At 34.7% G+C, this 15,867-nt stretch carries 16 protein-coding genes; 12 read left to right on the forward strand and 4 right to left on the reverse strand.

The window, feature by feature from the left end:
* Positions 1–19: 19 nt before the first annotated feature.
* Complete coding sequence (locus tag BLT84_RS14480; protein ID WP_091267170.1) at positions 20–565, reverse strand: hypothetical protein; 546 nt, start codon at positions 563–565, stop codon at positions 20–22.
* Between the two features lie 11 nt (positions 566–576).
* Positions 577–1,218: a guanitoxin biosynthesis heme-dependent pre-guanitoxin N-hydroxylase GntA gene (gene gntA / locus BLT84_RS14485; RefSeq protein ID WP_091267173.1), complete on the reverse strand. Its 642-nt coding sequence runs from the start codon at positions 1,216–1,218 to the stop codon at positions 577–579.
* 286 nt (positions 1,219–1,504) lie between these two features.
* Between gntA and BLT84_RS14490 the strand changes: the two genes are divergently transcribed.
* The 9 genes from BLT84_RS14490 to BLT84_RS14530 all read left to right on the forward strand — a co-directional run bounded on the left by BLT84_RS14490 (position 1,505) and on the right by BLT84_RS14530 (position 8,299).
* Positions 1,505–2,518, forward strand: a complete 1,014-nt coding sequence (locus tag BLT84_RS14490) for a helix-turn-helix domain-containing protein (RefSeq protein WP_091267176.1) — start codon at positions 1,505–1,507, stop codon at positions 2,516–2,518.
* Positions 2,519–3,265, forward strand: a complete 747-nt coding sequence (locus tag BLT84_RS14495; RefSeq protein ID WP_091267183.1) for a DUF3891 family protein — start codon at positions 2,519–2,521, stop codon at positions 3,263–3,265.
* Positions 3,266–3,334: 69 nt separating this feature from the next.
* Positions 3,335–3,466 carry a hypothetical protein gene (locus tag BLT84_RS16350; protein WP_262490136.1) on the forward strand — a complete coding sequence of 44 codons (132 nt, stop codon included), beginning with the start codon at positions 3,335–3,337 and terminating at the stop codon, positions 3,464–3,466.
* 593 nt (positions 3,467–4,059) lie between these two features.
* Positions 4,060–4,347: a helix-turn-helix domain-containing protein gene (locus BLT84_RS14505; protein ID WP_091267185.1), complete on the forward strand. Its 288-nt coding sequence runs from the start codon at positions 4,060–4,062 to the stop codon at positions 4,345–4,347.
* Between the two features lie 11 nt (positions 4,348–4,358).
* On the forward strand, positions 4,359–5,543 hold the full coding sequence (locus BLT84_RS14510; RefSeq protein WP_091267188.1) for a VapE domain-containing protein: 1,185 nt from the start codon (positions 4,359–4,361) through the stop codon (positions 5,541–5,543).
* A 196-nt stretch (positions 5,544–5,739) separates the two neighbouring features.
* A complete protein-coding gene (locus BLT84_RS14515) occupies positions 5,740–6,606 on the forward strand; it encodes a toprim domain-containing protein (protein WP_091267191.1) in 867 nt (288 codons plus the stop codon).
* On the forward strand, positions 6,584–7,123 hold the full coding sequence (gene mbpA, locus BLT84_RS16260; RefSeq protein ID WP_231929342.1) for a mobilization protein MbpA: 540 nt from the start codon (positions 6,584–6,586) through the stop codon (positions 7,121–7,123). Before BLT84_RS14515 ends, mbpA begins: the two co-directional genes overlap by 23 nt.
* On the forward strand, positions 7,120–7,989 hold the full coding sequence (locus BLT84_RS14525) for a relaxase/mobilization nuclease domain-containing protein (protein ID WP_091267195.1): 870 nt from the start codon (positions 7,120–7,122) through the stop codon (positions 7,987–7,989). Before mbpA ends, BLT84_RS14525 begins: the two co-directional genes overlap by 4 nt.
* Entirely contained in the window at positions 7,970–8,299 is a 330-nt protein-coding gene (locus BLT84_RS14530; RefSeq protein ID WP_091267198.1) for a DUF6730 family protein, read from the forward strand. The genes BLT84_RS14525 and BLT84_RS14530 overlap by 20 nt, the downstream gene beginning before the upstream one ends.
* Positions 8,300–8,584: 285 nt before the next feature.
* On the opposite strand, the gene BLT84_RS14535 is transcribed toward BLT84_RS14530, so the two are convergent.
* Both BLT84_RS14535 and BLT84_RS14540 read right to left on the reverse strand, forming a co-directional pair.
* Entirely contained in the window at positions 8,585–9,922 is a 1,338-nt protein-coding gene (locus BLT84_RS14535) for a sensor histidine kinase (RefSeq protein WP_091267201.1), read from the reverse strand.
* Positions 9,912–11,252, reverse strand: a complete 1,341-nt coding sequence (locus BLT84_RS14540; RefSeq protein ID WP_091267203.1) for a sigma-54-dependent transcriptional regulator — start codon at positions 11,250–11,252, stop codon at positions 9,912–9,914. Before BLT84_RS14540 ends, BLT84_RS14535 begins: the two co-directional genes overlap by 11 nt.
* Positions 11,253–11,454: 202 nt before the next feature.
* Here BLT84_RS14540 and BLT84_RS14545 point away from each other — a divergent pair, with 202 nt between their 5' ends.
* The 3 genes from BLT84_RS14545 (at position 11,455) to BLT84_RS14555 (ending at position 15,863) form a co-directional block, all read left to right on the forward strand.
* Positions 11,455–12,705, forward strand: coding sequence for an efflux RND transporter periplasmic adaptor subunit (locus BLT84_RS14545; RefSeq protein WP_091267207.1), 1,251 nt, complete (start codon positions 11,455–11,457; stop codon positions 12,703–12,705).
* A 57-nt stretch (positions 12,706–12,762) separates the two neighbouring features.
* Positions 12,763–13,440, forward strand: coding sequence for an ABC transporter ATP-binding protein (locus BLT84_RS14550; RefSeq protein WP_091267211.1), 678 nt, complete (start codon positions 12,763–12,765; stop codon positions 13,438–13,440).
* Between the two features lie 101 nt (positions 13,441–13,541).
* Positions 13,542–15,863, forward strand: coding sequence for an ABC transporter permease (locus BLT84_RS14555; protein ID WP_262490146.1), 2,322 nt, complete (start codon positions 13,542–13,544; stop codon positions 15,861–15,863).
* Positions 15,864–15,867: the final 4 nt, after the last annotated feature.

The raw sequence follows: 15,867 nt of genomic DNA on the forward strand, positions 1-15,867 counted from the left end.
ATTATGTAGGTGAAAAAAATTATTCAGCTCTTTCATTATTTGCCTTTGTAGGTTTTGATATTAGACTATGTTCCTTTTTTAAACCTACTATGTGTATCATATTTGTTACAGTAGTATATAACATCAGAACTAAAGTTATCATCATCCCACTTAATATGGAAGAGAGAATTAGGCTAAGCCAATAAATGATCGAATACCAACTTAAAGGTACATTCTCTGCTGCTGTAATTGGAATATTAAATAGTTGAAACATAATAAGGGCACCAACTAACAATATGGTATCTAATTTAGCTATATCCAGAACCTGATAGTAATGTTCATTTTTGAGATTAGATTCTGATCCTGTGCTTATTCCTAGTAAAGTAAGAAGCAATGTTAAGATAGTAGCAGATGCCAAGATGAGAGTATTGCAGAGCATATTTAATCCTCCATGAGAAGATTCGATTAATTGTTTGGCTTCATAACCTGATAACTGGCCAAGCAAAAAAACTCCCAATCCAGTAAAAAGTGTTGCAATAATTCCACCTGAAATTGATTTACTGTTATCCTTAAAAAAATTTGTCATTTTCTAGTATTTCATTGATGAAACGGACAAACCCAATCACCTCCCACAGCTCTTCCGCTATATTGTTTCGCTTCGCTACTTTCTCCAAAATCTTCCAACATTGGATTGACTGAACCTTGAAGCTCCATATCACGTTCTCTAATTTTATCTCTTACTTTTTCGTAAGCCCCCATTTCTCTTAATTTTTCGAATTGATTATGAAGATTAAAAGCAATGGAGGGATAAGGACTTTGTCTTGCTAAACGTGAGCTATTTGGATGCATTCCAACTATATAGAAGGCATGTCCAGCTATGCTGAAACTAAAATTATCATCATTAGGATCTCTACTAACGGATGAATCCCAAGGCTGATTATCAATTTTTTCAATATTGTATAGCTGTTCCCAAAGTAATAATTCAAATTCTTTTTCGCTTTCTACAGTAAGATCTGGGAAAACTGCAACCAACGATTGAAATTGATTTGATTCAAAATCATAGTCATTTATATAAGACTCCAAATCTTCCAGAAGAGATTTCGTAGTTGTCTCACTATTAAAGTTATAATATTCAATAGTTTTCACAGTATCTTGACTAAAAACAGTTTGAGCCATAACACATGGATGATCTTTACCTACAATCCAATCCTCATATTCTTGTTTGATATTTCTTTGCATAATTTTACGTATTTAATCGAAATAATTAACTTGATTCCTTAAACTTTAAAAATTCACGCCATCGAAACTTAACCGACAGAAAATTAATTAAACACTCAAAAATATTATGTTTAAGAATTCTTAAGTTCTTTTAATTAAAATTTAAAATTGCATTAATAGGATTGGAATAGAGTGCGATTTTCAATAAGACATTAACGATATCCTTTCTCTTAGGAAATGTTTAACTTGAAAGCTGGTATAACAATTCAAATTGTTAATATTTTAGTGTTTAATTAAATAATTGATCATGAACTCAATCGATATTAAGGGAACAAGTGCAGAAGTCTTATTAAAAACCCTTGCTAAATCCTTTAAAACTGAATATAAAAATCAGTATGGTGAATATTCCATGGAAGTTCCGGAAAGCATAGGAAAAGGGTTAATTTCCGGAGTCAATTTTCCGAGTGGAGTAGGACTTTTTCAGTTTGAAGTTCAGTTTAAAATTGGACAATGCTTAAATTTCTGTTCACCCACTATTCATCCATTTAAATTTTTTTATTTATTAGAAGGAAACTTATTCCATCAATTTTCAGAAGAGATAGAGTCTCATGAAATAAATGCAAATCAGTCTGTAATTTTAGGAGCAAATCAAGCTAATTCAAATAAAATATTCTTTCCCGAGAAAAATAAAGTTTCCCTAATAATGTTGGATGTAGATAGGCAAAAATTTATAAATCAACTTACTTTTCCTTTGAGTGAAATGGATGATATTTATTATCAAATATTCGCTGATTCAGAAGCTAAACGAAAATTATATCATCATACTCAATATAGCCTAAAAATGGCTCATTTGGTAACTGAACTTAAAAATTTCAATAGTCACGGCTTAGAGAAGATGAGTTTTCAAGGAGCCAAAGCTCTAGAATTATTAACTTATATGCTAATGTTATATAGAGACGATAATAAAAATGAAGATTTTAAAAGTATTATAAGACCTCAGGATCTCCATAAAATCAATAATGTAGTTATAACCATTGAAAAAAAATTAGCGGTGTTGGGTACAATTAGTTCCATCGCACAAGAGCAAAATATAAGTGAAATAAAATTGCAGGAAGGATTTCAATTATTATTTAACTGTTCAGTAAACGAATATATAATCCAGAAAAGATTGGGTACTGCAATGCAGCTACTTTTGAAAACAGATAAAACCATCAGTGAAATCGTATATGATGTTGGTTTAAGTAGTAGAAGTCATTTTTCTAAGATTTTTAAAGATAAATATGGAGTCGTTCCCACAGCAATTCGATTAAATAGAAAATAAATGATTGTTAATTCAACAAATAAGGGTTGGGAAATATTTTCTCATTCTGCTCATGGACTTCTCGCTGGAAATATTGCATTTCACCTTGCAAAGAAATTCCAACATCTCAATTGGGTGGCTACCTTAACAGCAATTATTGAGCATGACGATAGACAACTTCATTTTGAAGAAAAAAACTATTTAACAGAAATAGGTACCCCTCAGGATTTTCTAAACGAAGAGCGCAAACCTATGGAGATAATCAAGAGATCTAAACGATTATTATTTGAAGCTGAAAAAAAATCTACTTGGGTAGCTATATTAATAATACATCATCTCCAATATATTTATTCTGATGATGCCTCGAAAAATAAATCACTTTCAAATTTTCTTAATAAACTAGGCACCGTTAAAAAAAACTACATGAAACCATATAATTTGAAATCTGAAGATATAATAAATATTTATCAAATTATGATTTTCGCAGATCGATGTTCTCTAATTCTATGTCAACATGCTATTCCTACTAAAAAAAGAAAACTGGAAATTAATAAGAGTATTGAAAATAAAACTTACTTCATTTGGAATAATGATCCAAATGAAGTAATTGTAGAACCTTGGATTTTTGATGATACCAATTTTAAACTTAGTTGTGAATATAAGCTCTTAGATCAAAGTGCTTTTACAAATAATAAAGAATTTGAAGATGTTTTACATAAAACGCCTGTAAAAATAAAAAATTGGAGATTCGTAAAAGGCAAAGAATAACAATATAAAAATCCTTCCTTAATTGGATTTATTAATGCAAGATTAAATTTTATGACAAATTAAAGTATTATGGGGCGACCCGATACAAAACCAAAAGATTTAAGAGACGGATATATAGAAGTTCACGATAAGAATAAAAATACAGACATCTTTATAAGAAGAGAATCACTAGAACAACTTTTAATTGCCATTAATGAATAAAAAGGGATTAAGAATGTGGTTGTTTTAGGAAGATCTACAAATGGCAAAATGAAGGAGACTCCCAAACATTACCGTTAAATAAATGATTTAAATCCATTCTAAGATACCCATTTCCAAAAAATTAGAAGAAAGAGTAAAAGAACTTTCTTGTCTTTATGCAGTATTATCTGCTATTCGTGAATATTATGGTTCGATCTTAGACCATAGAGGAAATTGGTAATATTACTCAACATGCCTGGTTCTTATCAGAAGATGCAATAGTTTTAATGGGAGATGGAAAACGTTCGGATTGTCACTGCAGATTTATTGAACATTTATATAGTACGGTCATCCTTTAAACTCGATTAAATACCATTATTCTATATTTCTATCTTCTCCACTAAACAAAGAGTTTTTTGGCCATCAATTCCCTATAGATCCAAAAGGAAAATTAATTTCTTTTTTTTAATTAATTCAATCGAATACCATTTCGTAAACTTTACATACCCGGTATGCAAAGTACTCACTTCCAATAATTTCCCTTTTTAGTTTTGGTTCCAGAATTAGATTTCTAAAAGCACTTTTAGTTAAATATTAACTGTAATCTATTTAAAATGAACGAACTAAAAATTTTAGAGCAATTAGATCGAATAGAGAAAATTGTTTGTACGAACAAAGCCGTCTTAACCTTTGATCAAGCTTGTGATTATACAGGTATATCCCGAAGTTACATGTACAAACTTACCGCTCGTGGGGAAATTCCATTCTCTAAACCAAAAGGAAAATTGATATTTTTCTCTCGTGAAAAACTTGATAGTTGGTTGTTAAATAACAGTCATTCTTCTAAGGATCAGATAAAAGACCAAGCTGTAGCGTATACTTTCCGTAATAAAAGGTTCTAAAGATCTAAATTATGAAAAAGGTTGAGATAAAACTCTATCAAGTTGATGATCAGAAGAAAAAAACTATATATGATTTTGTAGATGAGTATGTTTCTGAAAAATATGATATCCGGTTTAATGAAATATCCCACGAGTTTCAGATCTCCTTTAAAGGTCTTCAATCTTGGGAAGATTTTGAAGTGAATTCTCTGCTTATAGAATTAGCTAAGTCAAATATAGAAATCAATCCCGGGAAATTAGATATTTATTTAAGGTCTAATCTTGTTTCTAAATTTAATCCAATTCTAGAATACTTTCATGAGTTGCCAAAATGGGTTGGTGAAGACCATATAAGAAACTTAGCATCCTACCTTCCAACCAAAGATCCCGAGCAATTTCTTTATCATTTAAAGAAATGGTTGGTAAGAACAGTTAAGGGTGCATTGGAAAAAAATTATTTCAATAAGCAATGTTTAGTGCTTGTACATTCCGAACAAAATTCAGGGAAGTCTACTTGGTGCCGGTTCCTATGCCCTCCTGCTCTATCTCGATATTTTACTGAAGATATAGCAACTGATAAGGATGCCAGAATACAACTTACAAGAAACTTCATTATCAATTTAGATGAATTATCTGTGCTGGCTAGAAGAGAAATAAATGCCCTTAAAGCTTATTTCTCTAAAACGATGATCAATGAGAGACTACCCTATGATCGCAAAAACTCGAATCTTCATAGGACTTGCAGTTTCATCGGTTCAACAAACAGAGCAACATTTCTGAATGACGAAACCGGATCTGTGCGTTGGTTATGCTTTGAACTTAAGGGAAAAATTGATTTTGCTTATTCTCATAAAATAGATATAGACAAAGTATGGGCGCAAGCTTATTATCTAGCTTATGTGGATGAACTATTTTCCCCGGAATTAACCATAGAGGATATTGCTGCCAATGAGGAAAGAAACAAAACTTATCGAGAGGCCAGTATGGAAGAAGAACTCCTAACTAAGTTTTATATCAGAAGTTCAGATCCAGTTGATTTTAAAACGGCATCAGATATCGTGCTGCAACTCAATTGTATCAATTCACGATTGAACATGTACAACATGGGAAGAGCACTAAAAGCCTTGAACTATGAAAGGGTAAAATCATCTCAAAATGGGATTTATGGTTACCTGATCAAACAAAAGTTCATGACCTCTCCCTCAGAAATTTTATAAAATCTATTTACCCTAATTACCCAAAAGCCCGAAATATGTTATAAACAAAGGGAGTTTCAAGGGGTAAATAGATATCAAAAGCTATCTACCTGTATCTACCATCAGGGTAAATAAGGTAGATAGAGAATATAACAAATAAATAATAAAACCCAGTGATTATAGGCTTTGGGTAAATAGGTAATTAAAAATCAAAAAAATGAACTCAAATAACTTATCGTGTAGAAGTGCCCGTAATATTTGCATCGTGAAAATACTCGCAAAATTAGGACACTTCCCCACCAGAACATCGGAAAAAGAAGCTTGGTTTCTGAGTCCCCTGCGGTCAGAAACGCAAGCCTCTTTTAGTGTTTCTTTAATTAAAAACTTATGGTTCGACTTCGGATTGGGAAAAGGAGGTAATACTATAGATCTTATTATGAAGATAAAGTCTTGTTCCGTAAAAGAAGCCTTAGAAATTCTAAACGACAATATTATCTCATTCTCTTTTAGCCAGCCAGTTAAAAAAAATCCGGAAAAGAACTTGGGTATTAGTATAATAGATGTTCAATTTCTTAGTCTTAGGGCATTAATAAAATATTTGGAATCTCGGAATATACCATTTGAGATTGCCAGAAATTATTGTAGACAAGTTTGGTATCGTTTTAAGGGAAAAAAATTCTTTGCTATTGGCCTTATAAATCATCTGGGAGGTTGGGAACTGAGAAACAAATACTTTAAAAATTCTAGTAGTCCCAAAACCTATTCTTTTATTAATAAGAATTGTAAGCAGTTAATTATAACAGAAGGAATGTTTGATTTTCTCTCCTTGGCAACTATGGATAAAAATTTAGTTGAAAATTCAAACTGTATCATTTTAAATTCCCTTGCTTTTATAAAAAGGATTGAAATTTTAATTCCTGATTATGATCGGGTTTTACTTTTCCTCGATAACGACCCTGCAGGTAAAAAAGCTACAACTTCACTTTTGAGCCTATATAATAATATCACAGATTGTTGTGATTCCTATAGCGCATATATAGATCTCAACGATAAACTTAAAGATGAAAAATCGTGCAAAATATAAAACTTTTTTAAAGGAAAAAAATAGTACTTCCCAACAAATGAAGTCGGTTAGTGCTGGAATAAAATTCCGTGAAAAAATAATAGATGACGCTGAAATTACTGAGCAGAACGAAAAAGAACTTAGTATTTCAACAACAAATTTGGAAAGTAATTCAAGATGTGTGCCTGTGGGCACAATCTTGATTTCTCCCGATGGTCGCAATGAAAAAAAGAGGTTTAAGGGAAAAAGTGATTGTATAAAATTTAGATGTTCGATTTATGAAAAAAAGCTACTTAAAATAAAAGCAAAAAATAGCGGACTTACTATAAGTGAATTTTGTAGAAGAGCTGTCTTTGAAAAAGAAATTAAAGAACGGCTTTCAGAAGATCTCATCGAGATCTATAAAACCTTGGTAAAGTTTCATAACAATTTTAAATCTATTGGAAATATGTTTCGGAAGAAAGATCCAAAACTGACAAAGGAAGTCTATCAACTTGCAAATGAAATTAAAAATCATCTCAAAAATGTAAAGAAATGATAGGTAAGGGTAAATCGATATCTCATACACGAGCATCCATGAAATATGGATGGAACCAAGAAAAGGATGCCGAAGTGGTCTTTTCGCAAAATCTAGTTGGAGATTCTCCCAATGAGGTCACTATGGAATTTAGACTTACTCAGGAGCTTAATTATAATTGTAATAAGAATACCCTCTCATTTGTGCTTAGCCCAACAATTGAAGATGGAAAAGATCTTCAGAAAAAAGAGCTTTCAAAAATATGTCAGGAATTCATGAAAGAAATGCAGCTGAAAGATCGACAAGCTATTGCCTTTGTGCATCAGGATAAAGCTCATAAACATATACACCTTTATGTAAATCGAATTGACTTTAACGGAAAAGCTTACAACGATAGTTTTATAGGAAAGCGAAGTCAGCAAGCGGCTGAGAAAGTTGCAGAAAAGATGCAGCTTACTACCGTAAAACAGGTGCAATGGGAAAAAGAAAATAACCTCTCATCAATCAGATCGGAAATCAAAAGGCGACATGACTTGACGATGAAGCAATTCAAACCCCATACTTTTCAGGATTATATAAAAGCAATGGAAACCAATGGGGTTAAAGTGATACCCTCCATTAACAAAGCAAATAAACTGCAAGGATTTCGGTTTGAATTTGATAAGTACAATCTAAAAGGCAGTGAAATACATCGTTCTATGACTGGAGGAAATATTGGAAAGAGTCTGTCTTCTGGTAAAAGCATGTCCAGCTTCATTCAAGAGAATACCGTGCTCAAACTTGCGGGAAATACGGTAGGGCTTTCTCCTGGAATGCTCAAAGCAATGGCAAAACATGTTATCAAAAAAATTATCTCAAAGGGCATGGATGCTGGAATGGGATTGTAAACTAAATAGTATGGCAAAATTAGAACAACTTAGTGAGTTGCTGGTTTCAGAAATAGAACAGTTCGAAAAGACTATTGAGAGATTAGAAAAAATTCAACAGCAAAAAATTGGAATCGATAGTAGGACTGTAGAGCAGATACTTCAACAGCATCTACGGAAGTTAGAAGGTCATATTACTCATCACAATAATCAAATGAATATTCTAAGTCACAAACTGAAGACATCAAAGTCCTATCCTATTTGGGCATTGACGCTCTTTACTTCATCCTTGATCATTAATGGAATATTGATTTATATTTTAATTACTTGAAATTAGAAATTCGAGAATTCTCTTTTTTATTATTTAACACTTGCTTAATAATTCTATAATAATAAAGTTGGAGAAGAGGAAAAAATTGAAGATCTACTGATCAATTTCAGAATATGAAAATAATCCATTTAATATTTACTTTTCTGATTACTGCAAATGGTTGGACCGCTCGTTTTAAGAGTTGTATCTTTTTTAATTCTACTTCATAAAAAACATCCTGTATCTAACAATGCAACCTAGAGACACTAATTATAAAATTATCTTTAGAAATGTTAAGCATTCTTCTTAGAATACTAAAGAAACTTGAGCTCCTTTTTCCTGAATATTATCTATTTGAATTTTACCACCATGCAAGGTCATGATCTGCCTCGATAGACTCAAACCTATACCACTTCCTTTTTTCTTCGTGGTGAAGAATGGAACAAAAATCTGATCTTGAATTTCCTGCGGAATTCCTGATCCATTATCAATTACGGCGATCATGATTTTACCATTCGGTTTTTTCACAGCCTTTACAAGAATTTCTGGCTTGACTATTGCTTCACAGGCTTCAACAGCATTCAGTATAAGATTGATGAGGATCTGTTCCAAAAGATAAGAATCGGCTTCAACTTCAAGTTTTAGATCTTCTACTTCAAATCGTAGCATATTTCTATTTAAGGTTTTTGTTTTCATCAATTGTTCTATATCGTTGAAAAGCTCCTTGAGTACTATAATTTCTTTATTCAAACTAGTCACTTTATTTAGACTTCTATACGTTTTGGCAAATTTCATAAGACCTTCGCTACGCTTTTCAATACTGCTTAACCCAGCATCTAGATCTTCTAGGTCCAGTTCTGATAAAGAATCGTCAATATTTTTTCTAACAGAAGATTTCAAGGTATTCGCTAGGGACGAAATGGGGGCTATAGAGTTCATAATTTCATGTGTCATCACACTCAATAGCTTTTTCCAAGCTTCCGATTCAGTTTTATTGACCGTATCATCAATATTATGGGTCACTATAAGTTTGCAGGAATTATTATCAACCTTGAAGACGCTTTGTGAGGTGAGAACTTTTAGATTTTCATTCCTTATTTTCAGATCTACCGCTGTCGGCTGCAGATATTGATTTTTAAAGAGTTTTTGATAAATATCAGGGGTCCGCGATTTCACAAATTTGATATTCTTGAATTGTGGAAAATCCATCATATTCTGAAAAGCCTCATTCACCCATAAAGTATTCCCGCTACCAATATCGTAAGCCAGTATTCCAACATCTATCATTTCCAGAATCTTCTGAAGGTATAGATACTGCACTTCTTTTTCTGAATTCATTTCGCGCACCGTCTGGTTAACCGTATTAAAACCTGTATAAAGACGATGAATATCCTTCGTTTTGTTTTCTGCAAGATAATTGCGGGAAAAATCCCGGTACTTAACCGATTCAAAAAAATCATCGATCACTTCAAACCGCTTACTGAAAAAGCTGAAAAAATTATAAATGGTGATAAAGAAAATAGAAAGGGAGATGAAAAATAAAATCCATTCAGCTTTAATAAAAGCCCAAGACATTACCAGCGAAACTGCACCCAGTACACCTGCACGTAAGCCAATAGCGATATGGTAGCTTTTAAAGATCATACTTATCCAGCCTTCTATATAATGCCGCACGAGTAATACCTAGTTCTTTAGCAGATTTTGAGATATTCCCTTTGTTCTTATCAATTACTTTTAAAATAGTATTCTTTTCGACTGTTTCCAGCCTCATATCATCCAAATCCTGTTTCTCGGGAGCCAATTCTATTGCTGAAAATGACAGATCCTTGTCTTGTAGAACTGAATTTTCAGCCATGATTACCGCTCTTTCCACGATATACTGAAGCTCTCTTACGTTCCCAGGAAAAGAATGATTTTTAAGTTTTTCGAGAAAACTTTTTTCTGTTTTAAACGGACCTTTAGCATATTTTTTAGAATAAAAATCGAGAAAAAACCGTGTGAGCAGGGTAATGTCAGTTCCACGCGTGCGCAGCGGTGGAACCACGATATCAACCGTATTAATACGATAGATTAGGTCTTTCCGGAACTTGGATTCATCAGATAGTTCTGAAATCTTCAGGTTAGTAGCACAAATCAAACGAATATCTACAGGAACCACTTCATTAGAGCCTAAAGGAGTGATGGTTCTGTTCTGAAGCACTGTGAGCAATCTAGCCTGCTGTCTCAAGCTTATATTGCCAATTTCGTCAAGAAATAAAGTCCCACCATTTGCGGATTCAAAACGTCCTTTACGATCTTCACGGGCATCAGTAAAGGCCCCTTTCTTATAACCAAATAGCTCGCTTTCAAATAAAGACGATGTCAATGCCCCCACATCAACTTTCACGAATGGTTTGTTTTTCCTATTAGAATTTTCATGAATTGCACGGGCTACAAGATCCTTACCTGTTCCATTTTCGCCAAGAATCAGAATATTAGCATCAGTTGGTGCAACTTTTTCTATTTTGGAAAATACTCGATTGATTTCTTCGCTCTCGCCGATAATCTTAGTCTCACCCTTCGACTTCAGGTTCTTACCCGGTTTCCTTCTTTTTTTAACCATTTCTGAGATCGATGCGATCACCTTCTCATTCTGCCAAGGTTTAATAATAAAATCAGAAGCGCCTTCTTTCAATGAGCGAATAGCCAAATCAATATCACCATAAGCAGTAATTAGGATGACATCAGTATGAGGAGAAAGTTCTTTAATACGATTCAACCAGAAAATTCCTTCGTTTCCGGTGTTCACGAGTCCATTGAAATTCATATCCAATATGACAACATCAAATTTTTTATTGGTAATAATGGAAGGAAGATTGGATGGTTTTTTTTCTACCGTAATCTCTGCCACATGAGATTTTAATAAAAGCCTCATTGCTATAAGCACATCTGGATCATCATCGATCACAAGAATTTTGGCATCTTTTAGCTGCATAGCACAATATTACAATTTATTCAAGGCTTTCGGAATTTTGCAAGCCTGAAAAACAAAAAAGGTTAAAAATGTTTTAAAACCGAACAGGAAGTGTCTTAAAACCGAACACATTTTTTTCAGAATAAAATTATAAATAACTGATATACAGTATTTTATATTTATGGCACCAATTTGAATATAAACTAAAGGAAATTGAATATTTATGGACATAGCATTAGAAAAGAAAAGATTTACTCCTAAAAAAATAATCATGATTGCAGGTGCTGCAATTATAGCTATTTTAATTTTATTCGTCATATTCTCCTCTACCGGGAATTCAAAACTTAATGTTGAAAAAGAACGAATTACCATTGGTAGTGTTCAAAACGGTAACTTCCAAGAAAACATCCCGGTGAACGGAGTGGTGCTGCCAATTAAGACCATTTATCTCGATGCTATGGAAGGTGGACGCGTGGAAGAACGTTTTGTGGAAGATGGTGCGATGATGAAAAAAGGGGAACCAATAATTCGATTGTCGAATACCGATTTGGAGCTGAGCCTCGTAAATCAAGAAACTCAGGTTTATAATCTGCTTACACAGATGCAGATTTCACAAAATGCTGCCAGACAGAATACCATCAATAAGCGGAACAATCTTACCGATGTAGAAAATAATTTAATCGAAGCCAAACGTAAATATAAGCTGAATAAAAAACTGCTGGAAAAAGGAGCCATTGGTCGGCAGGATTATATAGAATCTGAAAATAATTTCAATTATCAAAAAGAGAAATTTCAGCTGGCGCAGGAAGTGTTGGCACAGGATTCCCTTTCCAGTAAACAGGAATCTAAACAAGCTCGAGAATCTTATGAAAGAACAAGAAAAGCTTTGGAATTAATGCGTAGAAAAGTTGGTGACCTAGTGGTCAAAGCTCCGGTTGACGGACAACTTACCGCCCTGGATGCTGAAATTGGCCAATCTAAGCAAAAAGGGGAACGCTTGGGACAGATCGATGTGATTAGTGGTTATAAGGTTCGCGCTGAGATTGACGAACATTATATTTCCCGAATTTTTAACGGGCAGCGTGGTTCTTTTGATTTCAACGGAGACTCTTATTCGTTGGAAATAAAGAAAGTTTATACTCAGGTTTCTAATGGAAGATTTCAGGTAGATATGCATTTTATTGATGGCGTTCCAGATAATATTCGTCGCGGACAAAGTCTACAGATCAAGCTGGCGCTAAGCCAGGAAAAGGAAGCCGTGCTGGTTTCCAAAGGAGGATTCTTTCAGCAAACAGGAGGAAACTGGATCTTTAAAGTTTCCAAAGATGGAGAAAGCGCGTATAAAACACCTATAAAATTAGGCAGCCAGAATACGGAATATTATGAAGTTCTGGAAGGAATTGCACCGGGCGACAGAGTTATAACCTCCAGCTATTCTAACTTTGGAGATATTGAAGAATTAGTGCTGGAATAATGCCACAAATTTGAAATTGAAAACATCTTTAAAATAACACCGATAAATCAGTATAAAATGATAAAAATTACCAACCTCGAAAAATATTACAAAACCGAAGAGGTACAAACCATCGCTCTTAACAAGCTTTCATTCGAAGTGAAAGAGGGAGAATTTGCCGCCATTATGGGACCTTCCGGTTGCGGAAAATCAACTTTACTTAATATTCTTGGATTATTGGACGATCCTGACGGCGGCAGCTATTTGTTCAACGGGATAGAAGTTGCCGGATATAATGAACGGAAAAGAGCTCAACTAAGAAAGCATAATATTGGCTTCGTTTTCCAGAGCTTTAACCTCATAGACGAACTAAGTGTTTTCGAGAACGTGGAACTTCCACTTATCTATACCGGAGTGAAAACTGCGGAACGAAAAGAACGTGTTCACCAGGTTCTGGAAAAGATGCAGATCATGCACCGTAGAAAGCATTTCCCGCAGCAATTATCTGGAGGACAACAGCAGCGTGTGGCAGTAGCCCGGGCAGTTGTTAATAATCCAAAGTTGATACTTGCCGATGAGCCTACCGGAAATTTGGACAGTAGCAATGGAAACGAAGTTATGGATCTTTTAACTGAACTCAACGAAGCGGGAACCACCATCATCATGGTGACGCATAGCGAACACGACGCAAAATTCAGCCATCGAATCATCAGGATGCTGGACGGGCAGAAAGTAACCGAAAATGTACTAGTATAACGGGATCATTCATCAATCAAAAAATCGGAACTATGTTTAAACTTTATCTCAAATCGGCTTTCAGAAATCTATGGAACAGAAAATTTTACAGTTTCCTGAATATGCTCGGCCTGGCGGTGGGACTCGCAACCAGCGTCATGCTCCTTATGTGGGTGCAGAATGAGTGGAGTTTTGACCAATTTCATGATCAATCTGAAAATATCTATCGAGTAAATTCTCGTTTTAAAACCGAAGCTGAAGATAATGTCTGGTCTACGGCTCCAGGTCCCGTAAAGGTGTATGCTGAAGACATTCCGGAAATTGAAGAACTGGTACGAATTAATTTCGCTGATGGAATTACGATTAGCGACAAGGACAGTAAAAAGAAGTTTTATAAAAAGACGGTGGCCATGGCCGACGAGAATTTCTTTGATGTTTTCAGCTTCGCATTTTTATATGGATCGAAGGAAGGTGCAATGAATGATCCCTATTCGGTTATTCTTACCAAAGAAACCGCTGAAAAGATATTTAAAAATGATCTGGAAAATGCTGTTGGAAAACAACTCATCTCTAATGGGGAAACTTTCAATATCAAAGGAATTCTAAAGGAAATTCCTAAAAACTCTAGCATTCAATTTGATGCTGTGATCCCGATGTCTTACTATGGAGCTATGTTCAAAGCCAGTGGCGGAAATGGAAGATGGAAAACCATTGATACCGATGTGGGAAATTACAGCTTTTCTTCGTTCGCTAAACTTTCCGAAAATGCCAATCCGCAAAGCGCTGCATCAAAAATGTCTGCTTCTCTTGCCGCGGCGATTGCAGATGAAGGAGATTTCAATATTTCCTTTCAGCTTCAACCACTAGAAAAGATTCACCTTATTAGTGCAGATGGTAATGACAGTTCAGCGACTCAGGTAAAAATCATCATGCTGGTCGTGATCATGCTTCTCGCGATAGCCAGTATTAATTACATCAATATTTCAACAGCACAGGCCATCAAAAGAGCCAAGGAAGTTAGCGTTAGAAAAATTATCGGTGCCAATAAACAGCAATTATTTTTTCAGTTTATACTTGAAACCAGCCTATTATTCCTGTTTTCTATTGTATTGGCCATCGGTTTGATCTATTTACTGATGCCGGTCTATAATTTTATCGCTGGGAATCAGCTTATTTTCTCAATAACTGATGGCGGTGTGTGGAAAGTGATCGCGATTAGTTTTTTTGCCACACTAATAGCTTCCAGCATTTATCCCGCTATTTTATTGTCGTCTTTTAAGCCTATAGAAAGTCTGCGTGGCCGTGTAAAATCAGGTTTTAAAACCGGAACGCTTCGGAAAGGCCTCGTAGTTTTCCAGTTTTCAATGGCTATCATTTTGCTGATTGCTACTCTATTCATGTCCCAACAAATGGATTATATGAAAAATCGTGATCTGGGATATTCCAAGGAAAATGTCGTCATGGTTCCGCTGAATTCAGATGCACGGAATCATCTGGACGCGATTCAGAATAATTTAAAAAATAACGAAGCTATTGAAAATGTTGCAGTAACCAGTTTTTCTGATTTCAGCAGTATTGACGGTTCTACAGGAGACTTGGACTGGGAGGGAAAATCTCCAAACAGTTCTTTAATCATTACGCAAGTTTATGTGGAAAAAGAATTTATTCCAACCATGAAGATCGAATTGCTGGAAGGCCATAATTTTCGTGGTACTCCGGCCGATACTTCTTCATTTATCCTGAATGAAACTGCAGTAGAGCAGATGGGACTTCAGAAACCATATGTGGGCAAGGAAATCAGATTTCATGCTAAAAAAGGAAAAATTATAGGGATCGCTGAAGATTTCAATTTTAAACACCTGAAGGAAAAAGTGTCACCACTTATTATGTTTTCCTTCTGGAATATCAAAAATCAACTGGTTGTTCGCACCAAAGCCGGACAGGAAAAAAAGGCAATCGCGGCACTGGCATCAGTATTTGAAAAATATCCGGGAGAAGAACCTTTTAGTTACTCGTTTATCGATGAACAATTCGATGCCAGGTATAAAGCCGATGAACAATCGGAAAGCTTATTCGAAGTTTTTGCCGGAATTGCCATTTTCATTTCTTGCCTTGGTTTATTCGGACTTTCCACCTATACCGCTCAGACAAGAAAAAAGGAAATTGGAGTAAGAAAGGTATTGGGGGCAAATGTTACTACGATCGTTTCCCTCTTATCCAAAGACTTTTTAAAACTGGTTCTTATCGCCATCCTGATTGCGTCACCAGTAGCCTGGTGGTTTATGCAGAAATGGCTGGAAGGTTTTGCCAACCGTATCAATATAGACTGGACCTACTTCCTTCTTGCCGGATTCCTGGCTATTGGAATCGCCTTACTCACCGTTAGTTTTCAAGCCATTAAAGCCGCTATTTCAAATCCTGTTAAAAGTTTACGAACCGAATAAAATA

The organism is Gillisia sp. Hel1_33_143 (assembly GCF_900104765.1).
In the GTDB taxonomy this organism is placed as follows: domain Bacteria; phylum Bacteroidota; class Bacteroidia; order Flavobacteriales; family Flavobacteriaceae; genus Gillisia.

Excerpts from the sequence above, each read along its gene's own strand:
- BLT84_RS14555 (WP_262490146.1), top strand. The coding sequence starts at position 13,542 with ATGCTCGGCCTGGCGGTGGGACTCGCAACCAGCGTCATGCTCCTTATG.
- BLT84_RS14530 (WP_091267198.1), top strand. The coding sequence starts at position 7,970 with ATGCTGGAATGGGATTGTAAACTAAATAGTATGGCAAAATTAGAACAA.
- BLT84_RS14525 (WP_091267195.1), top strand. The coding sequence starts at position 7,120 with ATGATAGGTAAGGGTAAATCGATATCTCATACACGAGCATCCATGAAA.
- BLT84_RS14495 (WP_091267183.1), top strand. The coding sequence starts at position 2,519 with ATGATTGTTAATTCAACAAATAAGGGTTGGGAAATATTTTCTCATTCT.
- BLT84_RS14535 (WP_091267201.1), bottom strand. The coding sequence starts at position 9,922 with ATGATCTTTAAAAGCTACCATATCGCTATTGGCTTACGTGCAGGTGTA.
- BLT84_RS14545 (WP_091267207.1), top strand. The coding sequence starts at position 11,455 with ATGGACATAGCATTAGAAAAGAAAAGATTTACTCCTAAAAAAATAATC.
- BLT84_RS14510 (WP_091267188.1), top strand. The coding sequence starts at position 4,359 with ATGAAAAAGGTTGAGATAAAACTCTATCAAGTTGATGATCAGAAGAAA.
- BLT84_RS14540 (WP_091267203.1), bottom strand. The coding sequence starts at position 11,252 with ATGCAGCTAAAAGATGCCAAAATTCTTGTGATCGATGATGATCCAGAT.
- gntA (WP_091267173.1), bottom strand. The coding sequence starts at position 1,218 with ATGCAAAGAAATATCAAACAAGAATATGAGGATTGGATTGTAGGTAAA.
- mbpA (WP_231929342.1), top strand. The coding sequence starts at position 6,584 with ATGAAAAATCGTGCAAAATATAAAACTTTTTTAAAGGAAAAAAATAGT.
- BLT84_RS14550 (WP_091267211.1), top strand. The coding sequence starts at position 12,763 with ATGATAAAAATTACCAACCTCGAAAAATATTACAAAACCGAAGAGGTA.
- BLT84_RS14505 (WP_091267185.1), top strand. The coding sequence starts at position 4,060 with ATGAACGAACTAAAAATTTTAGAGCAATTAGATCGAATAGAGAAAATT.
- BLT84_RS14480 (WP_091267170.1), bottom strand. The coding sequence starts at position 565 with ATGACAAATTTTTTTAAGGATAACAGTAAATCAATTTCAGGTGGAATT.
- BLT84_RS14515 (WP_091267191.1), top strand. The coding sequence starts at position 5,740 with ATGAACTCAAATAACTTATCGTGTAGAAGTGCCCGTAATATTTGCATC.
- BLT84_RS16350 (WP_262490136.1), top strand. The coding sequence starts at position 3,335 with ATGGGGCGACCCGATACAAAACCAAAAGATTTAAGAGACGGATATATA.
- BLT84_RS14490 (WP_091267176.1), top strand. The coding sequence starts at position 1,505 with ATGAACTCAATCGATATTAAGGGAACAAGTGCAGAAGTCTTATTAAAA.